The organism is Janibacter terrae NBRC 107853 (genome assembly GCF_001591405.1).
In the GTDB taxonomy this organism is placed as follows: domain Bacteria; phylum Actinomycetota; class Actinomycetes; order Actinomycetales; family Dermatophilaceae; genus Janibacter; species Janibacter terrae.
On sequence record NZ_BCUV01000006.1, the window covers coordinates 855,214 to 872,640 of the forward strand.

At 64.5% G+C, this 17,427-nt stretch carries 8 protein-coding genes and 1 pseudogene; 7 read left to right on the forward strand and 2 right to left on the reverse strand.

From position 1 onward, the window contains the following. Positions 1-22: 22 nt before the first annotated feature. Together JT1_RS09395 and JT1_RS09400 are read left to right on the forward strand one after the other, a co-directional pair. Entirely contained in the window at positions 23-1,870 is a 1,848-nt protein-coding gene (locus JT1_RS09395) for a polysaccharide biosynthesis protein (RefSeq protein ID WP_068325341.1), read from the forward strand. 356 nt (positions 1,871-2,226) lie between these two features. Further along, positions 2,227-2,826 carry an MraY family glycosyltransferase gene (locus JT1_RS09400; RefSeq protein ID WP_068325343.1) on the forward strand — a complete coding sequence of 200 codons (600 nt, stop codon included), beginning with the start codon at positions 2,227-2,229 and terminating at the stop codon, positions 2,824-2,826. Here JT1_RS09400 and JT1_RS09405 read toward each other — a convergent pair. Further along, complete coding sequence (locus tag JT1_RS09405; protein WP_169701932.1) at positions 2,803-3,939, reverse strand: SGNH/GDSL hydrolase family protein; 1,137 nt, start codon at positions 3,937-3,939, stop codon at positions 2,803-2,805. The two genes, JT1_RS09400 and JT1_RS09405, sit on opposite strands and share 24 nt — an antisense overlap. Before the next feature lie 393 nt (positions 3,940-4,332). Here JT1_RS09405 and JT1_RS09415 point away from each other — a divergent pair, with 393 nt between their 5' ends. The 5 genes and pseudogenes from JT1_RS09415 (at position 4,333) to JT1_RS19215 (ending at position 15,553) form a co-directional block, all read left to right on the forward strand. Next, positions 4,333-7,068, forward strand: a complete 2,736-nt coding sequence (locus JT1_RS09415) for a PQQ-binding-like beta-propeller repeat protein (RefSeq protein ID WP_068325349.1) — start codon at positions 4,333-4,335, stop codon at positions 7,066-7,068. A 160-nt stretch (positions 7,069-7,228) separates the two neighbouring features. Then, positions 7,229-9,004: a glycosyltransferase family protein gene (locus tag JT1_RS09420; RefSeq protein ID WP_255218291.1), complete on the forward strand. Its 1,776-nt coding sequence runs from the start codon at positions 7,229-7,231 to the stop codon at positions 9,002-9,004. 23 nt (positions 9,005-9,027) lie between these two features. Then, on the forward strand, positions 9,028-10,923 hold the full coding sequence (locus JT1_RS17815; protein ID WP_082807566.1) for an FkbM family methyltransferase: 1,896 nt from the start codon (positions 9,028-9,030) through the stop codon (positions 10,921-10,923). Positions 10,924-11,054: 131 nt separating this feature from the next. Further along, on the forward strand, positions 11,055-14,219 hold the full coding sequence (locus tag JT1_RS17820) for a glycosyltransferase family protein (RefSeq protein ID WP_082807567.1): 3,165 nt from the start codon (positions 11,055-11,057) through the stop codon (positions 14,217-14,219). Between the two features lie 114 nt (positions 14,220-14,333). Then, positions 14,334-15,553, forward strand: a pseudogene (locus JT1_RS19215) (transposase). A 26-nt stretch (positions 15,554-15,579) separates the two neighbouring features. Here JT1_RS19215 and JT1_RS09440 read toward each other — a convergent pair. Further along, positions 15,580-16,995, reverse strand: coding sequence for a DUF6270 domain-containing protein (locus tag JT1_RS09440; protein WP_068325359.1), 1,416 nt, complete (start codon positions 16,993-16,995; stop codon positions 15,580-15,582). Between the last annotated feature and the right edge of the window lie 432 nt (positions 16,996-17,427).

Consider the following 17,427-nt stretch of genomic DNA (forward strand, 5'->3'; position numbering starts at 1 on the left):
GGGAGGGGACGTGGCACCAGCCATGCCTGCACGAGTCCGACGTCTGCGGCGCCACCGCCTCGTCGCCGCCGTGGCCGACACCCTCGTCTGGTCGGGAGCCGTCGGCGCAGCGACCGTCCTGCGGTATGACCTGGACCCCGCCCGCATCAGCCTCGACAACCTGGTCCTCGGGGCAGCGATCGCCTCGGCCGTCCACCTCGTGCTCGGGGTCGCCCTAGGCCCCTACCTCGTGCGGCACCAGGCGGGCTCCTTCGAAGAGGTCTACGCCCTGACCAAGCTCGGCCTGCTGGTCGGTGGGCTGCTCTTCGTCGCCAACTTCTTCTACGAACCCCTCCTGCTCCCCAGGTCGGTGCCCCTCACGGCGACGGCCATGGCCCTGATCGGCATGTTCGGCGCCCGGTTCGTCATCCGCGCCATGGATGTCGACACGCCAGACCCCGACGCCCGGAGGGTCGTCGTCTTCGGCGCCGGCGAAGGGGGGCACCAGCTCATCCGCTCGATGCTGCGTGACCCGCAGGAGGGGCTGCTCCCGGTGGCCATCCTCGATGACGACCCGCGCAAGCGGCGCCTGCGCATCGACGGCGTGCGGGTACGAGGGCGACGTGCCGACCTCGAGACGGTCGCGGATCGGGTGGACGCCACCACCTTGGCGGTGGCGATCCCGAGCGCCGACTCGGACCTGATCCTCGACCTGCAGGACCGAGCGGCACGAGCCGGACTCGAGCTGCTCGTCCTCCCGTCCACCTCGGAGATCATCGGGCTGCGCGGCGCCCGCAGCCTGCGCAGCATCGACCTGCGCGACCTCCTCGGCCGCCAACCGATCGAGCTGGACTCGGCAGCCATCGCCCGGACGGTCATGGGCCGGCGCGTGCTCGTCACCGGTGCCGGCGGTTCCATCGGCTCCGAGCTCTGCAGGCAGATCTCGCGGTACTCGCCCGCGAGTCTCGTGATGCTCGACCGCGACGAGACGGCGCTGCAGGGGACGCAGATGAGCCTGACCGGCCGTGGCCTCTTCGAGGGTGACGACGTCGTCCTCGCCGACATCCGGGACGTCGACCGGCTGTTCGAGGTCTTCGTCGAGCACGAACCGCAGGTGGTCTTCCACGCCGCGGCGCTCAAGCACCTGTCGATCTTGGAGCGGACCCCGAGCGAGGCGTGGAAGACCAACGTGATCGGCACACTCAACGTCCTGGAGACAGCCAGGGCCCACGGCGTCGCCACTTTCGTCAACATCTCGACGGACAAGGCTGCCAACCCCCAGAGCATCCTGGGCTACAGCAAGCGGCTGACGGAGCGGCTGACCGCCGGGTTCGCGCGCAACTACGGCGGCACCTTCGTCAGTGTCCGTTTCGGCAACGTCCTGGGTTCCCGCGGATCGGTCGTGGGCATCTTTTCCACCCAGATCGACCGCGGTGGACCGGTGACGGTGACCCACCCCGATGTCGAGCGGTACTTCATGCTGGTGGAAGAGGCCTGCCAGCTCGTGCTACAGGCCGCGGCAGTCGGCCAGCACGGCGATGTGATGGTGCTCGACATGGGCCGGCCGGCCAAGATCGCAGACGTCGCGCGGACCTTGATATCGCTGGCTGGACGCCCTGACACCGACATCGTCTACACGGGACTGCGGCCGGGCGAGAAGCTCCGGGAGGAGTTGTTCTCCGACGGAGAGACCATCCTGGGCTCGGGGCACCCCCGCGTGGCGCACGTCCCCGTCCACGCCATGACGACCCAGCAGATCGGCGGACTACGTGCCGCGTCCGAGGACGAGGCCATGGCTTGGATGGCGCAGGGTCGACCGCGTCAGGTCACCGAGGACGGATCCCGGCCTGTGCGGCCCGGCGCCCCAGCCGACCTCGACATCCGTCGGTGAGACCGACGAGTCGCACCTTCGTGCGGGTCACGACGACGACGGCGGTGGTCACGTGGGCTGCGGCCCCCGTGGTGCGTTCTGCGCTGAGGGCAGCGGACGTGCTAGACCGCCCCACTCATCGTTCCTCTCACTCGCTGCCCGTGCCCCGCGGCGGAGGGGTCGCCTGCGCCCTCGGGGTCCTTGCCGGCGGAATACTCGCACGAAGAGAGGGCGGCGGTCTGACGGGACGCCAGGCCCTCGCGGTGGGGGTACTCACCACCACGGGTCTCGCGGACGACATCCACGGCCTACCAGCTGCCGTTCGTCTGGCTGTACAGGTCGCAGCAGGTTGGGGCGCCGGCCGTGGAGGCGCTGACGTGACCGGGGCCCTGGCATTCCCCGTGATCGTCAACGTCGTGAACTTCATGGACGGGATCAACGGCATCACCGGCCTGACGGCCCTGGCGTGGGGGGTGACCGGTGCCGGCGGTGGCGCCCCGACGGTCGCCGCCCTCGTCGCCGGAGCAGCAGCCGGCTTCCTCCCCTGGAACCTCCCGGGCGGTCAGCTCTTCCTCGGCGACTCCGGCAGCTACCTCTTCGGCTCGCTCATCGGCTCAGGCGTGCTGTCGACGAGCAGTGCCCGCGAGGCCCAGCGGCTGCTCGTGCCGCTCCTGCCCTACCTGGCCGATGCCGGTCTCACCCTCTGCCGACGTCACCTGCACGGTGAGCCGCTCCTCGTGGCCCATCGCGAGCACGCCTACCAACGTCTGGTCCACGAGGCAGGTCTGAGCCACGCGCAGGTGGCTGCGGGCCACGCGGTCGTCGTCGCCGGCCTGGGTCTCGTGGCGCAGCGATGCAGCGCGCCCGTCGCCACGGCTACGGGGGTCGTCGTCGCGCTCGCATGGGCCTGCGCGCCCGTGATCGTCAAGCGGATCAGACGAGATCCGCGCCGCTCACGGCAGCAGCTCGCGCACTGACGAGTTACCGGGCCCGCTCTCGGTCTGCGTGCCGGTCTCGCTCGAGGCCGTCGACGACGTCTCGGTGGAGCTGGTCGTCGGTGACTCGGTGGGAGAGTCGGTCGTCGACGGTGGGATGTAGGTCGGCGAGACGTAGGTCGGCGGGACATAGGTCGGTGGGATGTAGTTCGACGTGGGGGGAGACACCGGTGCCTCCGTCGACGGCACCGGACTCGTCGTGGTGGGCTCGGGTTCCACGGTCTCCGGGGTGGCCGTCGACGGGCTCTCGGTCGGGACGGCCGTGGTGCTCGTGGCGCTGGAGCTGTCCGTCGAGTCGGCCCCGAGCAGGGCGTCCACGACCGTCGTGGCCCACAGACTCGCTCCCGCCTCGGACAGGCCCGTCGGCAACCAGTCCGCCCGCAGCTCGGTCCCCGAGGCATCACGGAAGGCCTCGTCGACGTCGATGACGGGCACTTCTGCGCTCTTGGCCCAGGACCGCTGCTCACTGCGCACCAAGCCACCTGTCCCGTCCACGGGACGGGGAGGCACCACCAGGGCCAGGACGGCGTCCGGCGCCTGCTTCCGTGCGGCGGCGCGCAGGGCCTTCAGCCCCGGCCCGACATCCGCCTCGTCCTGCGGGGAGAAGCTGATGAGGACGACATCTGCGTCCTTCGGGATGAGGAACTGCGCTCGGTTGGCCGCGTAGGTGAGGCTGGCGGCCGCGACCGACCCGTTGCGCAGGGTGAGCTTCTTGCCGGAGCCAGAGGTGGTCTCGTCCAGGTAGCGCGTGGGGTCCGCGGGGTCCAGCTCGGAGTAGCGGACGGTGCGCTCGCGCTCTCCGGCGACATCGGCCATCTCCTGCACCCATCCCCCGTCCCCAACCCCGGGCTGCGCTCCCAGGACGACCACGACCGGGTTGGGGCGATGCCGCACGACGCTAGCGGGGCTCGGACTCTTGGTCGTCGTGGAGGACGACGACTTCTCCGAGGTGGTCGAGGACTCGGAGGAGGTGCTGGACGACGAGGACAACGAGGGCGGACCCTCCACCCCCACGACCACGGCGAGCACGATGGCGAGGTTGAGGACCACGACCGCCACTCCTACGAGTACCCCGGACAGGCGTGCGCGTCTCACGACCGCCAGTATCACCCATGCCCTTGTTCCGTGGGCAATCGCGGCGCGCTGACCTGCACCCCGCGCTGGGCTCTCGAATGGCAGACGACTGGTGCATCACCGACAATGGGACTGCCCTGTCCCGTCCACGGGGGGCCACCGTTCCCTTCCATCGGAGCAGCCCGTATGAAGCGACTTCTGCATGCGCTCGCCCTCAGCGTCATGACGGGTGCTCTCGTGCTCTCCGTCGCAGTGCCGAGCGCGAGCGCCCTTGTACCGATCACTGCGGGTCCTGAGGCTTGGGGTCAGTTCGAGTCCACGGGGCTGACCCCGCAAGGATGGTCGACGAGCGCCCCCTCACCGAACCGCGTGGTGGTCTCCAGCAGCCGAGCGATCTCCGGATCACGTTCGCTCATGGTCGACGACACGTCCACCACTGCAGCCGCTTCCGCCACCCGACCGCGCTTCGGCGCCCACCCCCGTCGGACCTACTACGTCGCTGCCTACGCCTACCAGACCGGCGGAAGCCAGCTGATGCGTATCAACTGGTATGACGCCAACGCCAGGCTCATCGACCGCAGCCAGCGCGCCACCTCCGGGGCAACCATGGTGTGGCAGAGGGTCTCGATCGACGCAGTCGCCCCCGAAGGGGCTCGCTACGGCGAGCTGCAGATCACCTCGAGTGCGGCCGGTCGCGGCACTGTCTGGTGGGACGCGGTGACCCTGCTGACGCCCTTCGTCACGAACAGCGGGGCGGAGGCGACGCCGACGTCCGACGAACCCGTCCCCGGGTGGACCATGACGACCAGTGGCGGAGCCAAGGCGAGCCGATCCACCACTCAGGCCCGACTCGGCAAATGGTCCCTGGAACTCGACGACGCCACCACGACCGGCGCGGCACGGGCCACGAGCGACCTGGTCCCGGTCCAGCCGTCGGTCACCCACACGGTGCGCGCTTGGGTCTTCCCCGTACGTGGCACCTCGTCGCTCGCGGTGACATGGCACGACGCCGACAAGCGACCCCTGACCTCCGAGACGGTGTCCGGCAGCAAGCCCTCCGGCCGGTGGGGCCTGATCGCGACGAAGCTCGTCGCACCGACGAGCGCCCACTACGTCACGGTGCGACCGCAGACCTCGGTCGCCGGCACGGCGCACTCCTACTGGGACGCCTTCAGCGTGCTTCCCACGCCGGGCGCGCCCATCCCGGCCTTCACCACGACCAGCCTCGGCACGCCCGTGGACGGCGAGGCGCAGACCAAGACGAGTGACATCGTAGTGGTCGGCGGGCGACCGAAGCTGGCGACGATCGTCTCGGCCACCCCGGCGCAGCTGCAGCTCCTCGACATCCAGACCAACCGCGTCGAGACGACGATCGACCTGCCCGGCATGAGCGCTGGCCAGGCGATCACCGCCGGCCAGGACGGCAAGATCTATCTCGGGGGCAACAGCGGCGCGCTCTATCGGTTCACCCCCGGAGCAAGCGCGGTCGAGAACCTCGGACCCGTGACGGCCAACGCGCGGAACATCTTCGACCTCGACGTCGCCCCTGACGGGACCATCTACGGAGGCAGCTATCCCAAGGCGGAGCTGTGGCGAGTCGACCCCCGGACGGGCGCCAGTGCCTCGCTGGGGTCGGTCCGGTCCGGCGCCGAGTACGCACGCAGCGTGACGGTCGACGACAAGCACGCCTACGTCGGAGTGGGCTCCACGAACCCCGAGATCGTCCGCGTCGACGTGGCGGCCCCGTCCAACAAGCTCAGCATCCCCCTGCCGACGCCCGTGACGAGCGGCAACATCACCGAGCTGGACCTGAGGGGTGGATTCCTCGCCGTCAGGACCCCGTCGGGCACCCAACCGGACGGCAGCAGCTACACGAGCGAACGGCGGCTGTACGACATCAGCCGCAGGAGCTGGTCCGTCCCAGCGGCCGTCACAGGGCAGTCCCCCTCACCGGTGGACAGCAAGGGCCGCTTCTACTACCTCAGCTACAAGCAGCTCTGGGCGGTCGACGCATGGACCGGCGTCAAGACCTCCCAAGACGCCACCACGATGCCGGTCGGGCGCGACCGGGACATCGCGCGAGCCACGTTCGGCGGGACTGCGGGCGAGTGGCTCACGAGCTACGACACCACGGCAGGCCGGCTGCACGCCATCGAGCTGGACACCTTCAAGGAGGTCTCCTACCCGATCGCCTTCTCCTCCGCACCCATGCAGATCAAGTCCCTGGATGAGGGTGTGGGCGGCACGGCGTACGTGGGCGGGTTCGGTGGCCCGAGCCTGTCCATCGTCGACCCGGCTGATGGGTCGAAGACCCAGTACCCGAAGACGTCCTACCTCTCCGGCAGCGCGGTCATCGGGGAGGTCGAGGGCTCCGTGGCCAGCGGTCACCACCAGTACCTCGGCACCTACACCGACGGTCGGATCTTCCGGCACGACCCGACGCAGCCGTGGTCCGACGGGACGAACCCGACCCTGCTGACGACCCTCGGGCCCTCCCACGCACAGGACCGCCCCCTCGCCTGGGCCACCTCGAGCGGACGCACCTACTTCGGGACGGTGCCGAAGTACGGGCTGCGCGGGGGTGGCCTCGGGATCATCGACGGGGCGAGCTCGACGCCGCGATTCATCCGCAACATCGTGCCGGATCAGTCCGTCGTCAGCGTGGCCGCATCCGGCGACGTCGTGTACGGCGGAACCTCCCGTTGGGGAGGCCTCGGCGCCGAACCAGCCGCCGGCGGCGCCAAGGTCTTCGCCTACGACGCCTCGTCCGACCGAAAGCTCTGGGAGGTGCAACCTCGGCCGGACGTCCAGTCCTTCGGCTCGATCATCGTGGGTCCTGAAGGAACGATCTGGACGGCGGACTCCGGGACCCTCTTCGAGCTGGACCCGAAGACCGGCAAGACGCTGCGGACCCTCGTGGTCAACCCCGCGGCGCAGCCCGTCCAACACGCCTACCAGAACTCCGACCTGGCCAGCCATGGCGGGTACATCTACCTGCAGGCGCTCGACAAGGTGTACGCAGTCGACCCGGCGACGCTGCGGGTCGCGACGCCGGTGCCGGCAGGGGTCAGCACCCGCCGGATCGCGATCGTCGACAACTATCTCCTCCACCCCGTCGGCGCCAAGCTGATGCGGACGACGATCCGCTGACCCTGTCGCGACACCGAGGAGATACGTTGTGCCCAGCGATCGAAGGGGGAAGTCCGTGACGTCCGCGGCCCGTACGGCTCTGTGGCACCTGCGTAAGGGCGGCATACGCCAGGTGCGGACCTGGCGGCGACGCCAGCGCGTCGGTGGCGGCGTCCCGACCGTGACGGGCACCGACTTCCCGGAGTGGCCGGTCCAGGACCGGCCTCCGCGACGACCCGACCTGCGGGTCGCGGTGGTCCTCGACGACTTCAGCCGGCTGGCTCTGGCCCCCGAGTGGTACCAGATCGAGGTGACACCTTCCAGGTGGCGCACTCAGGTGGCCGAAGGCCTCGACCTGCTCTTCGTCGAGTCGGCCTGGCATGGCAACGGCGGCACCTGGCGGTACCAGCTCACCGGGTCCAAGGCCCCCTCCCCCGAGCTCGTCGCCCTCGTCGAGCACTGCCGCTCGGCGGGTGTACCGACCGTCTTCTGGTGCAAGGAGGACCCGGTCCACTTCGACGACTTCGTCGACACCGCATCCCTCTTCGACCATGTCCTCACCACCGACGTCGAGATGCTGCCGCGCTACCGGGAGCGGCTCGGCCACGACCGGGTGGGCGTCATGCCCTTCGCAGCCCAGGAGCGCATCCACAACCCCATCCGCCCGGCCGGGGGCCATGCAAGCCGCGACATCGCCTTCGCCGGCATGTACTTCGCCCACAAGTACCCGGAGCGTCGTGAGCAGATGGACCTCCTGCTCGGCGCGGCCGACCGAGTCTCACCGCGGATGGAACACGGTCTCGAGATCTTCTCCCGGTTCGCCGGGGGCGATGCCAACTACCAGTTCCCGCCGCCGCTCGACGAACGGGTCCGGGGATCGCTGTCGTACGGGCAGATCCTCACGGCCTACCGCTCCTTCAAGGTCTTCCTCAACGTCAACTCGGTCGTCGGCAGCCCGAGCATGTGCGCCCGGCGGGTCTTCGAGATCTCTGCCTGCGGGACCCCTGTCGTCTCCACCCCCAGTCCCGCCCTCGACGCCTCCTTCCCCGAGGACGAGGTCGTGCGGGTGGCCGAGCCGCAGCAGGCTGAATGGATGCTGCGCGCCCTGGTCCGTAGCCCGCTGCTGCGGGACTCGATGGTGCACCGCGCGCAACGGCGCATCTGGCGCGAGCACACGTACGCGGCCCGCATCGACGCCGTCCTCGAGGCCGTGGGGCTCGACGAGCACATCCGAGCTCCGCGCACGGTCACGGCGCTCGTGTCGACCAACCGACCGCACCAGCTGGAGCACGTGATCGGCCAGGTCGGTCAGCAGCGCGACGTCACCGTCCAGCTGGCGCTGCTCATGCACGGCTTCGAAGACGAGGCACGGGTGCGGACGCTGGCGGCCGAGCACGGCATCGACGACCTCGTCGTCCTCCACGCCGATCAGCAGGTCACCCTCGGGGCATGCCTCAACCGGCTCGTCGATGCCGCGACGGGCGACGTGGTCGCCAAGATGGACGACGACGACCTGTACGGCGAGTACTACCTCTTCGACAGCCTGCAGGCCCTGGAGTACTCAGGCGCCGACGTCGTGGGCAAGCAGGCCCACCAGATGCACCTGGAAGGACAGGGCGCACTCATCGTGCGCTTCCCCGAGCGCGAGCACCGCTTCACCGACTTCGTCGCCGGCCCGACGATCGTCATGCCGCGCTCGGTGGCGCTCAAGCACCGCTTCCCCGACGTCCAGATCGGCGAGGACAGCGGGCTGCTGAGACGCGTGACTAAAGCCGGCGGCACGGTCTACTCAGCGGACCGGTTTGAGTTCGTGCAGGTGCGCGGCCACCGAAAGCATACTTGGTTAAGTTCAGATGCGGAGTTGTTAGCGAACGCCACCGTGACGGTGATACCGGACATGAAACTTCACGGACAACGCTCGGTTATCTGCCCTACAACCCCGTACCCGAAGCACTAGGGCCCCGCCCGAAAGGCACTGGCATGGAAAAGTCCCTTTCCGAACCCACCCCCTCCGCGTTGATAACGACCGACAACGTCCAGTACTCCATACTCTTGCCGTCTGCCGAGACTGACGACATTCAGCATTTCATTAGCAACAACGCAGAGCCCTATGAACACGAAATGCTCAAGGCCATGAAGGCGAGCCTCCGTCCCGGAGAACTCGTTCTCGACGTCGGCGCAAATATTGGCAATCACAGCCTCTACCTCGCTATGGCGGCACAAGCCCTTGTAATTGCGTACGAACCAGACCCCAGACTGTCAAAGACTTTGGAACGCTCAGCCCTCCAGAACGACGCTCGCGTAACGGTGGTGAACGTAGCCTTAGGGGCCCTTCTAAGACAGAGCACCTTGGTGGACGACGCTGACGGGAACCTCGGCGGGCAACACCTATCGGACGCGCCGGATGCGGTAGGTCAAAAGGTCCCAGTGGAGCGCTTGGACGATCAAGAACTTCCGGGGCCGGTGAGCGCCATCAAGATCGATGTAGAAGGCCATGAAGTTCAAGTCCTTGAGGGCGCCTCGCAGCTCCTGAGACGAGACCGGCCAGACATTTGGGTCGAATGCCTTTCATACGGGATGTATCTCTCAGTCACCAAGATCCTCCGCCCTATTGGCTATCGTTTCAACGCCCTCTACAACTCGTCACCAACATTCCACTTCAGCAGCATCGACGGCCCCGTTCAAGATGCGCACGAAGAAAGGGTCGACCAGCTCGTCGAGCGCTACTACGCCGACCACGCCGCCTATCTTTCCACTCGCTCCCTCTTGAAGGAAGCCGATGAGAAGTATGCGTCGGCGAACCGGCAACTTGCAGAGATCCGCTCGAGAACCTTGGCTGGGCACAGCGATGCCGCAGGCGGCTCAACAGCACGCGTGGACCCCCGACCAGACCCCCTCGAAATGGCTAGACAATCTGCAGTCGATAGAGCTCGCGACCTTGAGCTTGCACTCGCTGGACTGGCTTCGAAGCATTCGCGGTTAGCCATAGAGGCAGACGCACAGATATCCGAACTCCTGACCAGCAACTCGGACATTAAGCAAGAACTCGACAACGCACGCTTGACACACGACCAGCACCTCACGGAGTGCGCCAACAGCACGCGCCTCGCCCTCGAGCAGCACCATGAACAACTTCAGAAGGCCGATGACGAAATGCGTCGTCTGCGCCTACTCCTTCGGAATACCAGGGCAGAGCGCGAGGATGCAGCTCGTGTTGTTAAGAATCATGCCGAGTCCCTAGCCGCATCTGTAGCCAAGCATAAAGAAGAGGAGGCAGTCAGTCATTCCTTACGCATCAAATCAGAGGAGTTGGAGAAACTGAATCTGCAACTCGTCGATGCAGTCAAGGAGTACGAGGAACGCTTGGCTGCGAGCGAAGAACGTGTACATATCGCCGCGGAACAAGCCGCCGCTTCCGACGTGCGCCTCGCAGAGGCACAAGATGCCCATTCACAATTGCTAGCGCGCCAGAAGTACCTGCGCACCGATTTTAATGTCCTCCGCGAATACGTGGCGAATACCACCGCGGACATTAAGGCGCTGAAGGCGAGAAACACCGAAGCTGCACACGAGTTCTCTCGTCTGAACGAGGCACATAGGAAGACCGCGAATCAGAATATTCGCCGCAGGAAGGAAATCGAAGGCCTGAACAGGACACTGGTCGAGTTGCAGTCGGAACTTGATGGCCTTCGGGCATCTCGCAACGACGAGCGTGCTGTAAGTGAAGAGCGACTCAGGACTATTCAAGAACTGCGACAAAGCAAGACTTACCGCGCAGGCACTGCACTACGGCGGGCCAGGTCAGGACGAGGCATTATTCTGCTCATACCAACCCTTTACCGCATTTTCCGCCGGCCTAGGAAGGCGATTAAGTGACGAAGACTGCGAATACCCCCCTAATTGACGCAGCAGCTGAAGTCGGCGTGGCCCCCGCGGACATTGCGTCGCGACGCCGCAACAGACCCGACGTCAGTGTCCGCACCCGCTCTGGACGAGCTGGGTCACTAGTGATCGCCTGCATCCTTGATGAGTTTTCGTACCACTCGTTCGCTCCGGAAGCAGATCTGGCGCCTCTGACGATGGACAACTGGCTGATCGAGTTAACAGTTGCTCAACCTGACTTGCTTCTAGTCGAGTCCGCTTGGCGCGGGCACGAGCAGACCTGGTGGAATACGGTCCACCGTCACGGCTCAGAACTCCAAGGAATATTGGCGTGGTGCAAAGAGCGCGGAATACCAACCGCCTTTTGGAACAAAGAAGACCCAGTTCATTTCAACACGTTCCTGAGCACGGCCAGCCTTTTCGATGCTGTCTTCACAACTGACTTGGACTGCGTAGTCCGTTACAAGCGGGAACTGGGACACCCCCGTGTGCACTTCCTGCCCTTTGCCGCTCAGCCGGCCACGTCCAATCCCATCGAAGTTTTCAACCGAGTCGATGGGTGTGCCTTCGCGGGAGCATACTACGAACGCTACCCGGAGCGCCTAGCCGACCTCCGAGAACTGTCCACTGAGCTTGCTGCACGCGGTCGGCGCTTCGACATATACGACCGCAACCACGGCAAGGAGGCGCCGGGATATACCTTCCCGGCCGAGTACAGCCGTTACATTGTCGGCGGCAACTTGCCACCAGAAATGCTGGACATTCCCTACAAGGGCTATACCACCAATCTCAACCTCAATTCGGTCAAACAATCTCAATCCATGTTCGCCCGAAGGGTGTTCGAGCTCATAGCGTCGAACACCCTCGTCATTAGCAATTACTCACGGGGCCTTCGCCTCATGTTTGGCGACCTGGTCATCGCGACCGACTCCGGCGAGGAGACGCGTCGCCGACTCGAAGCTATCGAATCCAATCCGAATGGAAATGAACGACTTAGGGCCATGGCTCTGCGCAAGGTTCTCTCGGAGCACACCTACTCTGAGCGACTGGAATATATTGCGGAATCCGTAGGCGTCAATGTCCCCCCGCCCCCGAGCGAACGCTGCGCACTCGTCCTTCGTGAAGCCACGCCTGAGAGCGTGACTCAGACACTTCAAGCTCTTGAGGCGCAGGTTCACGGCGACTGGATCCTCATCGCGGTGCCAGAAGTCTATGGCCTGCCCTCTCATCCCAAGATGGCATCCGCTGATACCGACACCAGCGCGGTTCAACGAGCACGGCGCCTAGGCTGCAACTACATTGGAACCGTTAACCCTGAGGACTGGTACGGTCCTCACTATCTCTTGGACATCGTCCAAAGCTTTCGTTGGGCTGAGGTCGATGTAGTCGGGCACGCCGAATACTTCACCGTCACCCCGGATGGGTCGGGCGTAGTCCGCAGAAACGCCGGCCAATCCTATGTGATGAGCCCAAACATATCTCTGCAACGAGGTCTGGTCAGAGAAGAGAGTCTCAGCACGGACGACAGCAGCATGAACGCCCTGCCGGGTTCTGCGTCTGGCTTCGCTATCGGAAGTACGCAGTACTGCCGCAGGGGCCAGGCCGCGCAAGAACCTATCCTTGATCCCGTGCGCGATCTAGATATCGACTCGGGGCGCAGCTTGAGCACGATGCGCGAATTCGCCGCACAACAGTGCATTCCTTCGGAAATCGAAAAGCGGTACCCAGAGATTCCGCTTGAGCGGATATCTGCCGAACTGCCTAAAGCGACCGACGTGTTCGTCGATCTAGAGCCGAGTGGCGAACTGCTCGTTACCAGCCACTTGGGGCTCGGTTCACACACCTATTTGGTGAGCACACGCGATCATGGCCTAGAGATTCTACCCAGACCGGACACTAATGGGAGGCGGACCGCATACTTGGATATCAGTACTGGCCTTGCCGTTTCTTTTGTTTATTACTTCATGGGAGAAAGAGGCAATCGCCTGGGTCACGCCTTCGTGGAACCGCGCTCGAACAGCCAGATCGAGGTTCCCGACCTCACCCACAGCGTTCGCGTAGGGCTGCGCGTCGCTGGTAGCGGTTCTGCAACCCTCAAGAGCATCACTCTGGGCAAGGTCGACGCACACCCCGCACCACTCCTGCTCAGATCTTCGGACGTGGTTCTCACTAACGTTTATCCGACGTACGACAATCTGTATAGGAATGGTTTCGTACACTCCCGGGTACGTGCGTATCTGGAGAGCGGTAAGCGGGGCGACGTTTTGCGCGTTGGGCCCTACCGGACTCCTGAATTCCAAGAGTTTGAGGACGTCGACACAGGCTGGATCGGCAAGGACGTGTTGTCTCTAACGCTCGCCCAAGGGCAGGTCCGACGGGTACTGGTCCACTTCCTCGACCGAAGCATGTGGAATGTCCTCCGATATGCCTCTGACGTCGACAAGATCATCGTCTGGGTACATGGAGCCGAGGTCCAGCCTTGGTGGCGACGGGCATACAACTACGCCACGGCTGAAGACCTGGAAGCGGCCAAGCCCGCCTCCCAAGACCGCTTGGACCTCTGGCGGGAAATCTTCGACAACCTTCCATCCAATATGCACTTCGTATTTGTCTCGCAGTATTTCGCGGACGAAGTTTTCGAGGACCTTGGCATCGAACTTGATGATCAACGTTACTCAATCATTCACAATCCGATCGACACGGCGATCTTCACTTATGAGGAGAAACCTGCGGACCAAAGAAAGCGAGTGCTGACGGTACGCCCCTACGCCTCGGCCAAGTACGCGAACGACCTGAGCGTACGGGCGGTCCTCGCGCTGAAGGACCGGCCGGGATTCGAGGACTTGGAGTTCTTGTTTGTCGGTGATGGCGTTCTGTTCGAAGAAACCCTCTCTCCTCTGGTCGGCATACCAAACGTCACGCTTCAGCGGGGCTTCCTGACTCATGAAGCGATCTCGGATCTTCACAAGCAGTATGGAATATTCTTAACGCCCACCAGAATGGACGCCCAGGGAGTCTCGCGCGACGAAGCTATGTCGTCAGGGCTGGTCCCAGTGACGTCCAGCGTTGCGGCCATTCCGGAATTCGTCGATTCAGACTGCGGGTTCATGGCCGACAGCGAGGACCATATGGGGCTAGCGGAAGCCATCTGGACACTTTCCAGCGACGTCGAGCTGTTTCAACGTATGTCCCAAGCTGCCGCCTCCCGCGTTAGACGCCAAACCTCGACTGAGGTAATTCTGCCCCTAGAGAACCGCCTTATCTGGGGGACGCCCGTCGATAAGGGGTAGATGATTCCTTCGATGAGCAGCTGCGGTTGCCTAACACGGACGGTTGCTGATCATCCGGCTCTTCACCGATGATGTGGGGTGAGCACTTAGCGCAGGCCTGTTGGTTGAGGTCGGATAGGGGTCGACGCTACGTTGTGCTGCCGTGACGGTGGCGGCTACTGCGAGCGTTGCGACTTGCTCGTGGGGTTGCCCGCGCTGCACGTGGTCGCTGTCGATCGTGACGGTCGTGACCGGTTGGTCGTGACGGTGGAATCCGCGCTGGAGCCGATGGGGTGCCGCTCCTGCGGCGTCATCGCCCACGGCCCCAGCCGTGTGAACGTCACCTGATCGACGCTCCCAAGTTCGGTCGCCCGGTGCGGATCATCTGGCGCAAGCGCCGCTGGATCGGCCCGGAACGGGCCTGCGACGTGGGGTCGTTCGTGGAGCAGAACGAGGACATCCCTGCCCCGCGGGCGAAGTTGACGACGCGGGCGCGCCGGTGGGCGATCGAGCAACTCCGCCGCGAGCACGCGTCCGGTAACGGGATCCGGCGCCAGCTCGGCACGGGGTGGCGCACGGTGTGGGAGTCGATCAAGCCACTACTGCAGGCAGCAGCCGACGACCCGTCCCGGTTCGAAGGCGTGAACACTCTGGGGGTCGATGAGCCTGTGCGGCACCGCGTGTCGACCAAGCCCATCGAGGACGGTGGACGCGGCCCGAAGGAACTGACTGGGATGGTCGACCTGACCCGGGATGCCAAACGGGCACACCCGGGCTCGCCTGCTCGACCTCGTCCTGGACCGCTCGGGTGCCGCGTACAAGGGCTGGCTCAGGCAACGCGGAGAGTCGTTCCGGGCAGGGATCGAGGTGGCCACCCTCGGCCCGTTCCACGGGTACAAGAACGCGATCGACGACCAGCTCGACGACGCCCGCTCAGTCCTGGACGCCTTCCACGTCGTCAAACTCGGATCGAGCTTGACCGACGACGTGAGGCGCCGGGTGCAGAAAGAGACCTGCGGCCACCGTGGTCGCAATAACGACCCGCTGTACCGGAGCCGCACCATCCTGCGCGCCGGCCAAGAGAACCCCACCGACCGGCAACGTGCCCGCCTCCAGGCAGCATTCACCACCAGCGGCGAGCACGTCAAAGTAGAGGTCGTCTGGTCGTATGCGCAACGCCGCGGCAGCGGCGCACCGAGTTCTTGGGCTACTTCGACATGGACGGGGCGAGCAACGGAAGCACCGAAGCCATGAACAGACTGATCGAGCTCCATCGCCGCATTGCCCGCGGCTTCCGAAACCGCGACAACTACCGAGGTCGGATGATCCTCGTCGGCGGCCGACTGGTCCTATGACCCCACACTCATCGGTGAAGAGCGGATCATCCTTTCGCCGCCACCACGTACTCATCGTTCATCAGAGACTTGAGGCTGGAAATGGTGTGCTCATAGAAGGCGTCGATGTAGTGGAACGGCGACACCCCCCATCGATGTTGCGAAGCGGCGACCATGACCTCTGAGGGGTAGGAGATCCACGAAACAGCAGACCTTTCCATCTCCCTGTAGTACCGCCTTAGGGTGCTGTTCATAGCACGAATGTGGGCGCGATCCCCCGCCGGTTCACCGGTTTCAGTTGTCTCAGCCCACATTGCCTTGGAAACGACCAATTTGGAAGGACCTACGAGGCTCACCAGATCGTGCCACCCTTGTTGAAACCTCTCAAAGTGGGCGGGCGAGCCAAAGGGAATGACTTTCGGGGGCGCAAAGCCCATTCTGGCTACCTCGGGGCTGTTCGCCACGAAAGTGTTCCCGAGCGGGGCCAATGATATGCGCTCATCAATCAGATCGACCAAGACTGTTGCGGCAGGTGAATTGGCCAAGAGAGCTTGCAACTTCTTGTTCCAATCGATCTCGACCATCCTCCTCTGGAAGGTCGAGGGGTTCAACTCATACGCAGGAGAGTCTTCGGCAGGTGGCGCGAACGCACTGCCCAAAGGGGAACGTGCGACGTAGTCGACGAACGGAGGAGCGCCTGCGTGGGCAAAGGCATCGCGTGAGACGCAACTGCCGTATAAGAAGACGCCAGGGCCCGAGCGGTGCACGTCCCCGCCCTCTGCCCTGCCCGTCGGGGTAACCGTGAAGGAGTCAATGGTGCGATCGAAGCCATCTCGCACTACAACGAACGCAGATACGACGCGAGTGTCTACGAATCGTATGTTCGGCTTTCGCTGGCGCCCCGTCGCGACCTTGTGCCCGTCTGCAGTTCTGCCGCTCATTGCGTAAACTACCATGTCCGTCGTCGGCGCCCCGTCCGTACGGGAGATCCTCAAGACGGTGTCATGACCCTCATAGGTCAGGTTTGCGTGGAATGCCGAGCCCGCGCGCTGCCCTTCGGCCAGCGGGGTAGGCGTATTGAATGGCGTAGAACTGTCCAGAGCACCCAGGTCCTCCAACTCAACGACGGCCTCCATCGGAGCGACCCCGCGCGCACCCATCGCGCCTATCGCCGCATCTGTTAGCCAGCCGGGTGGCACTGCGTGCCCCTCGCCCCAGCGAGCGAGCAGCATGACCAAGTTGTCCCGTTGCGAAACGCCGATCCTGACCTTGGTCAACTCGTTACTCGTGACGAATCGACTCGCGTGGGCAGAAACGTGCCAGTCGTCTGAGTTCTGGAGGTACAGCACCGACTTGTCCGAATCCAGCCTGGGAATGGTCCAATGGATGCCGTCAGGGATCGACGTCGTGCCAAGATCGTCGCCGGTGGCATCAATGCCGAGGACAGCGAAATACTTTGCCACTGCGAATGGGGCGTATGCGCGTACATCCGTCTGTGGATTCCAGACCAAAGCAGAAGCCCGCCCAGGTATGAGGGACGTTGTGACGAGAGCTGCGAACCCGCCCCCCGAACCTCCTATACATAACGGCTCACGGGGTCCAGCAAGGCTGGCCACTATCTCGGCAATTCGCGCTTGAGTTGCGTCTCCTATCGCGCCAGTATACCAAGAAAGCGATATTTCTGGATCCGAGGCTAGCAACGGGTCCGAGATAGCGACCCAAGGAAGCCCTAGCCGACCGGCGAGACGTGCCCCCGAAAAATAGGGAGGGATGGTGCCCTTCCGACCGGGGAGGGCACCCGAGAAGAATATTGGCAGGCGGGATCCCTCCCACGTGGTCATACCACGAACCGCCACCTCAAGACGACGACCGCTCGGAAGTTTGATCACGTGAAC

Coding starts and splice junctions, on each gene's coding strand:
- JT1_RS09395 (WP_068325341.1), top strand. CDS start 23: ATGCCTGCACGAGTCCGACGTCTGCGGCGCCACCGCCTCGTCGCCGCC.
- JT1_RS09415 (WP_068325349.1), top strand. CDS start 4,333: ATGGTCGACGACACGTCCACCACTGCAGCCGCTTCCGCCACCCGACCG.
- JT1_RS17815 (WP_082807566.1), top strand. CDS start 9,028: ATGGAAAAGTCCCTTTCCGAACCCACCCCCTCCGCGTTGATAACGACC.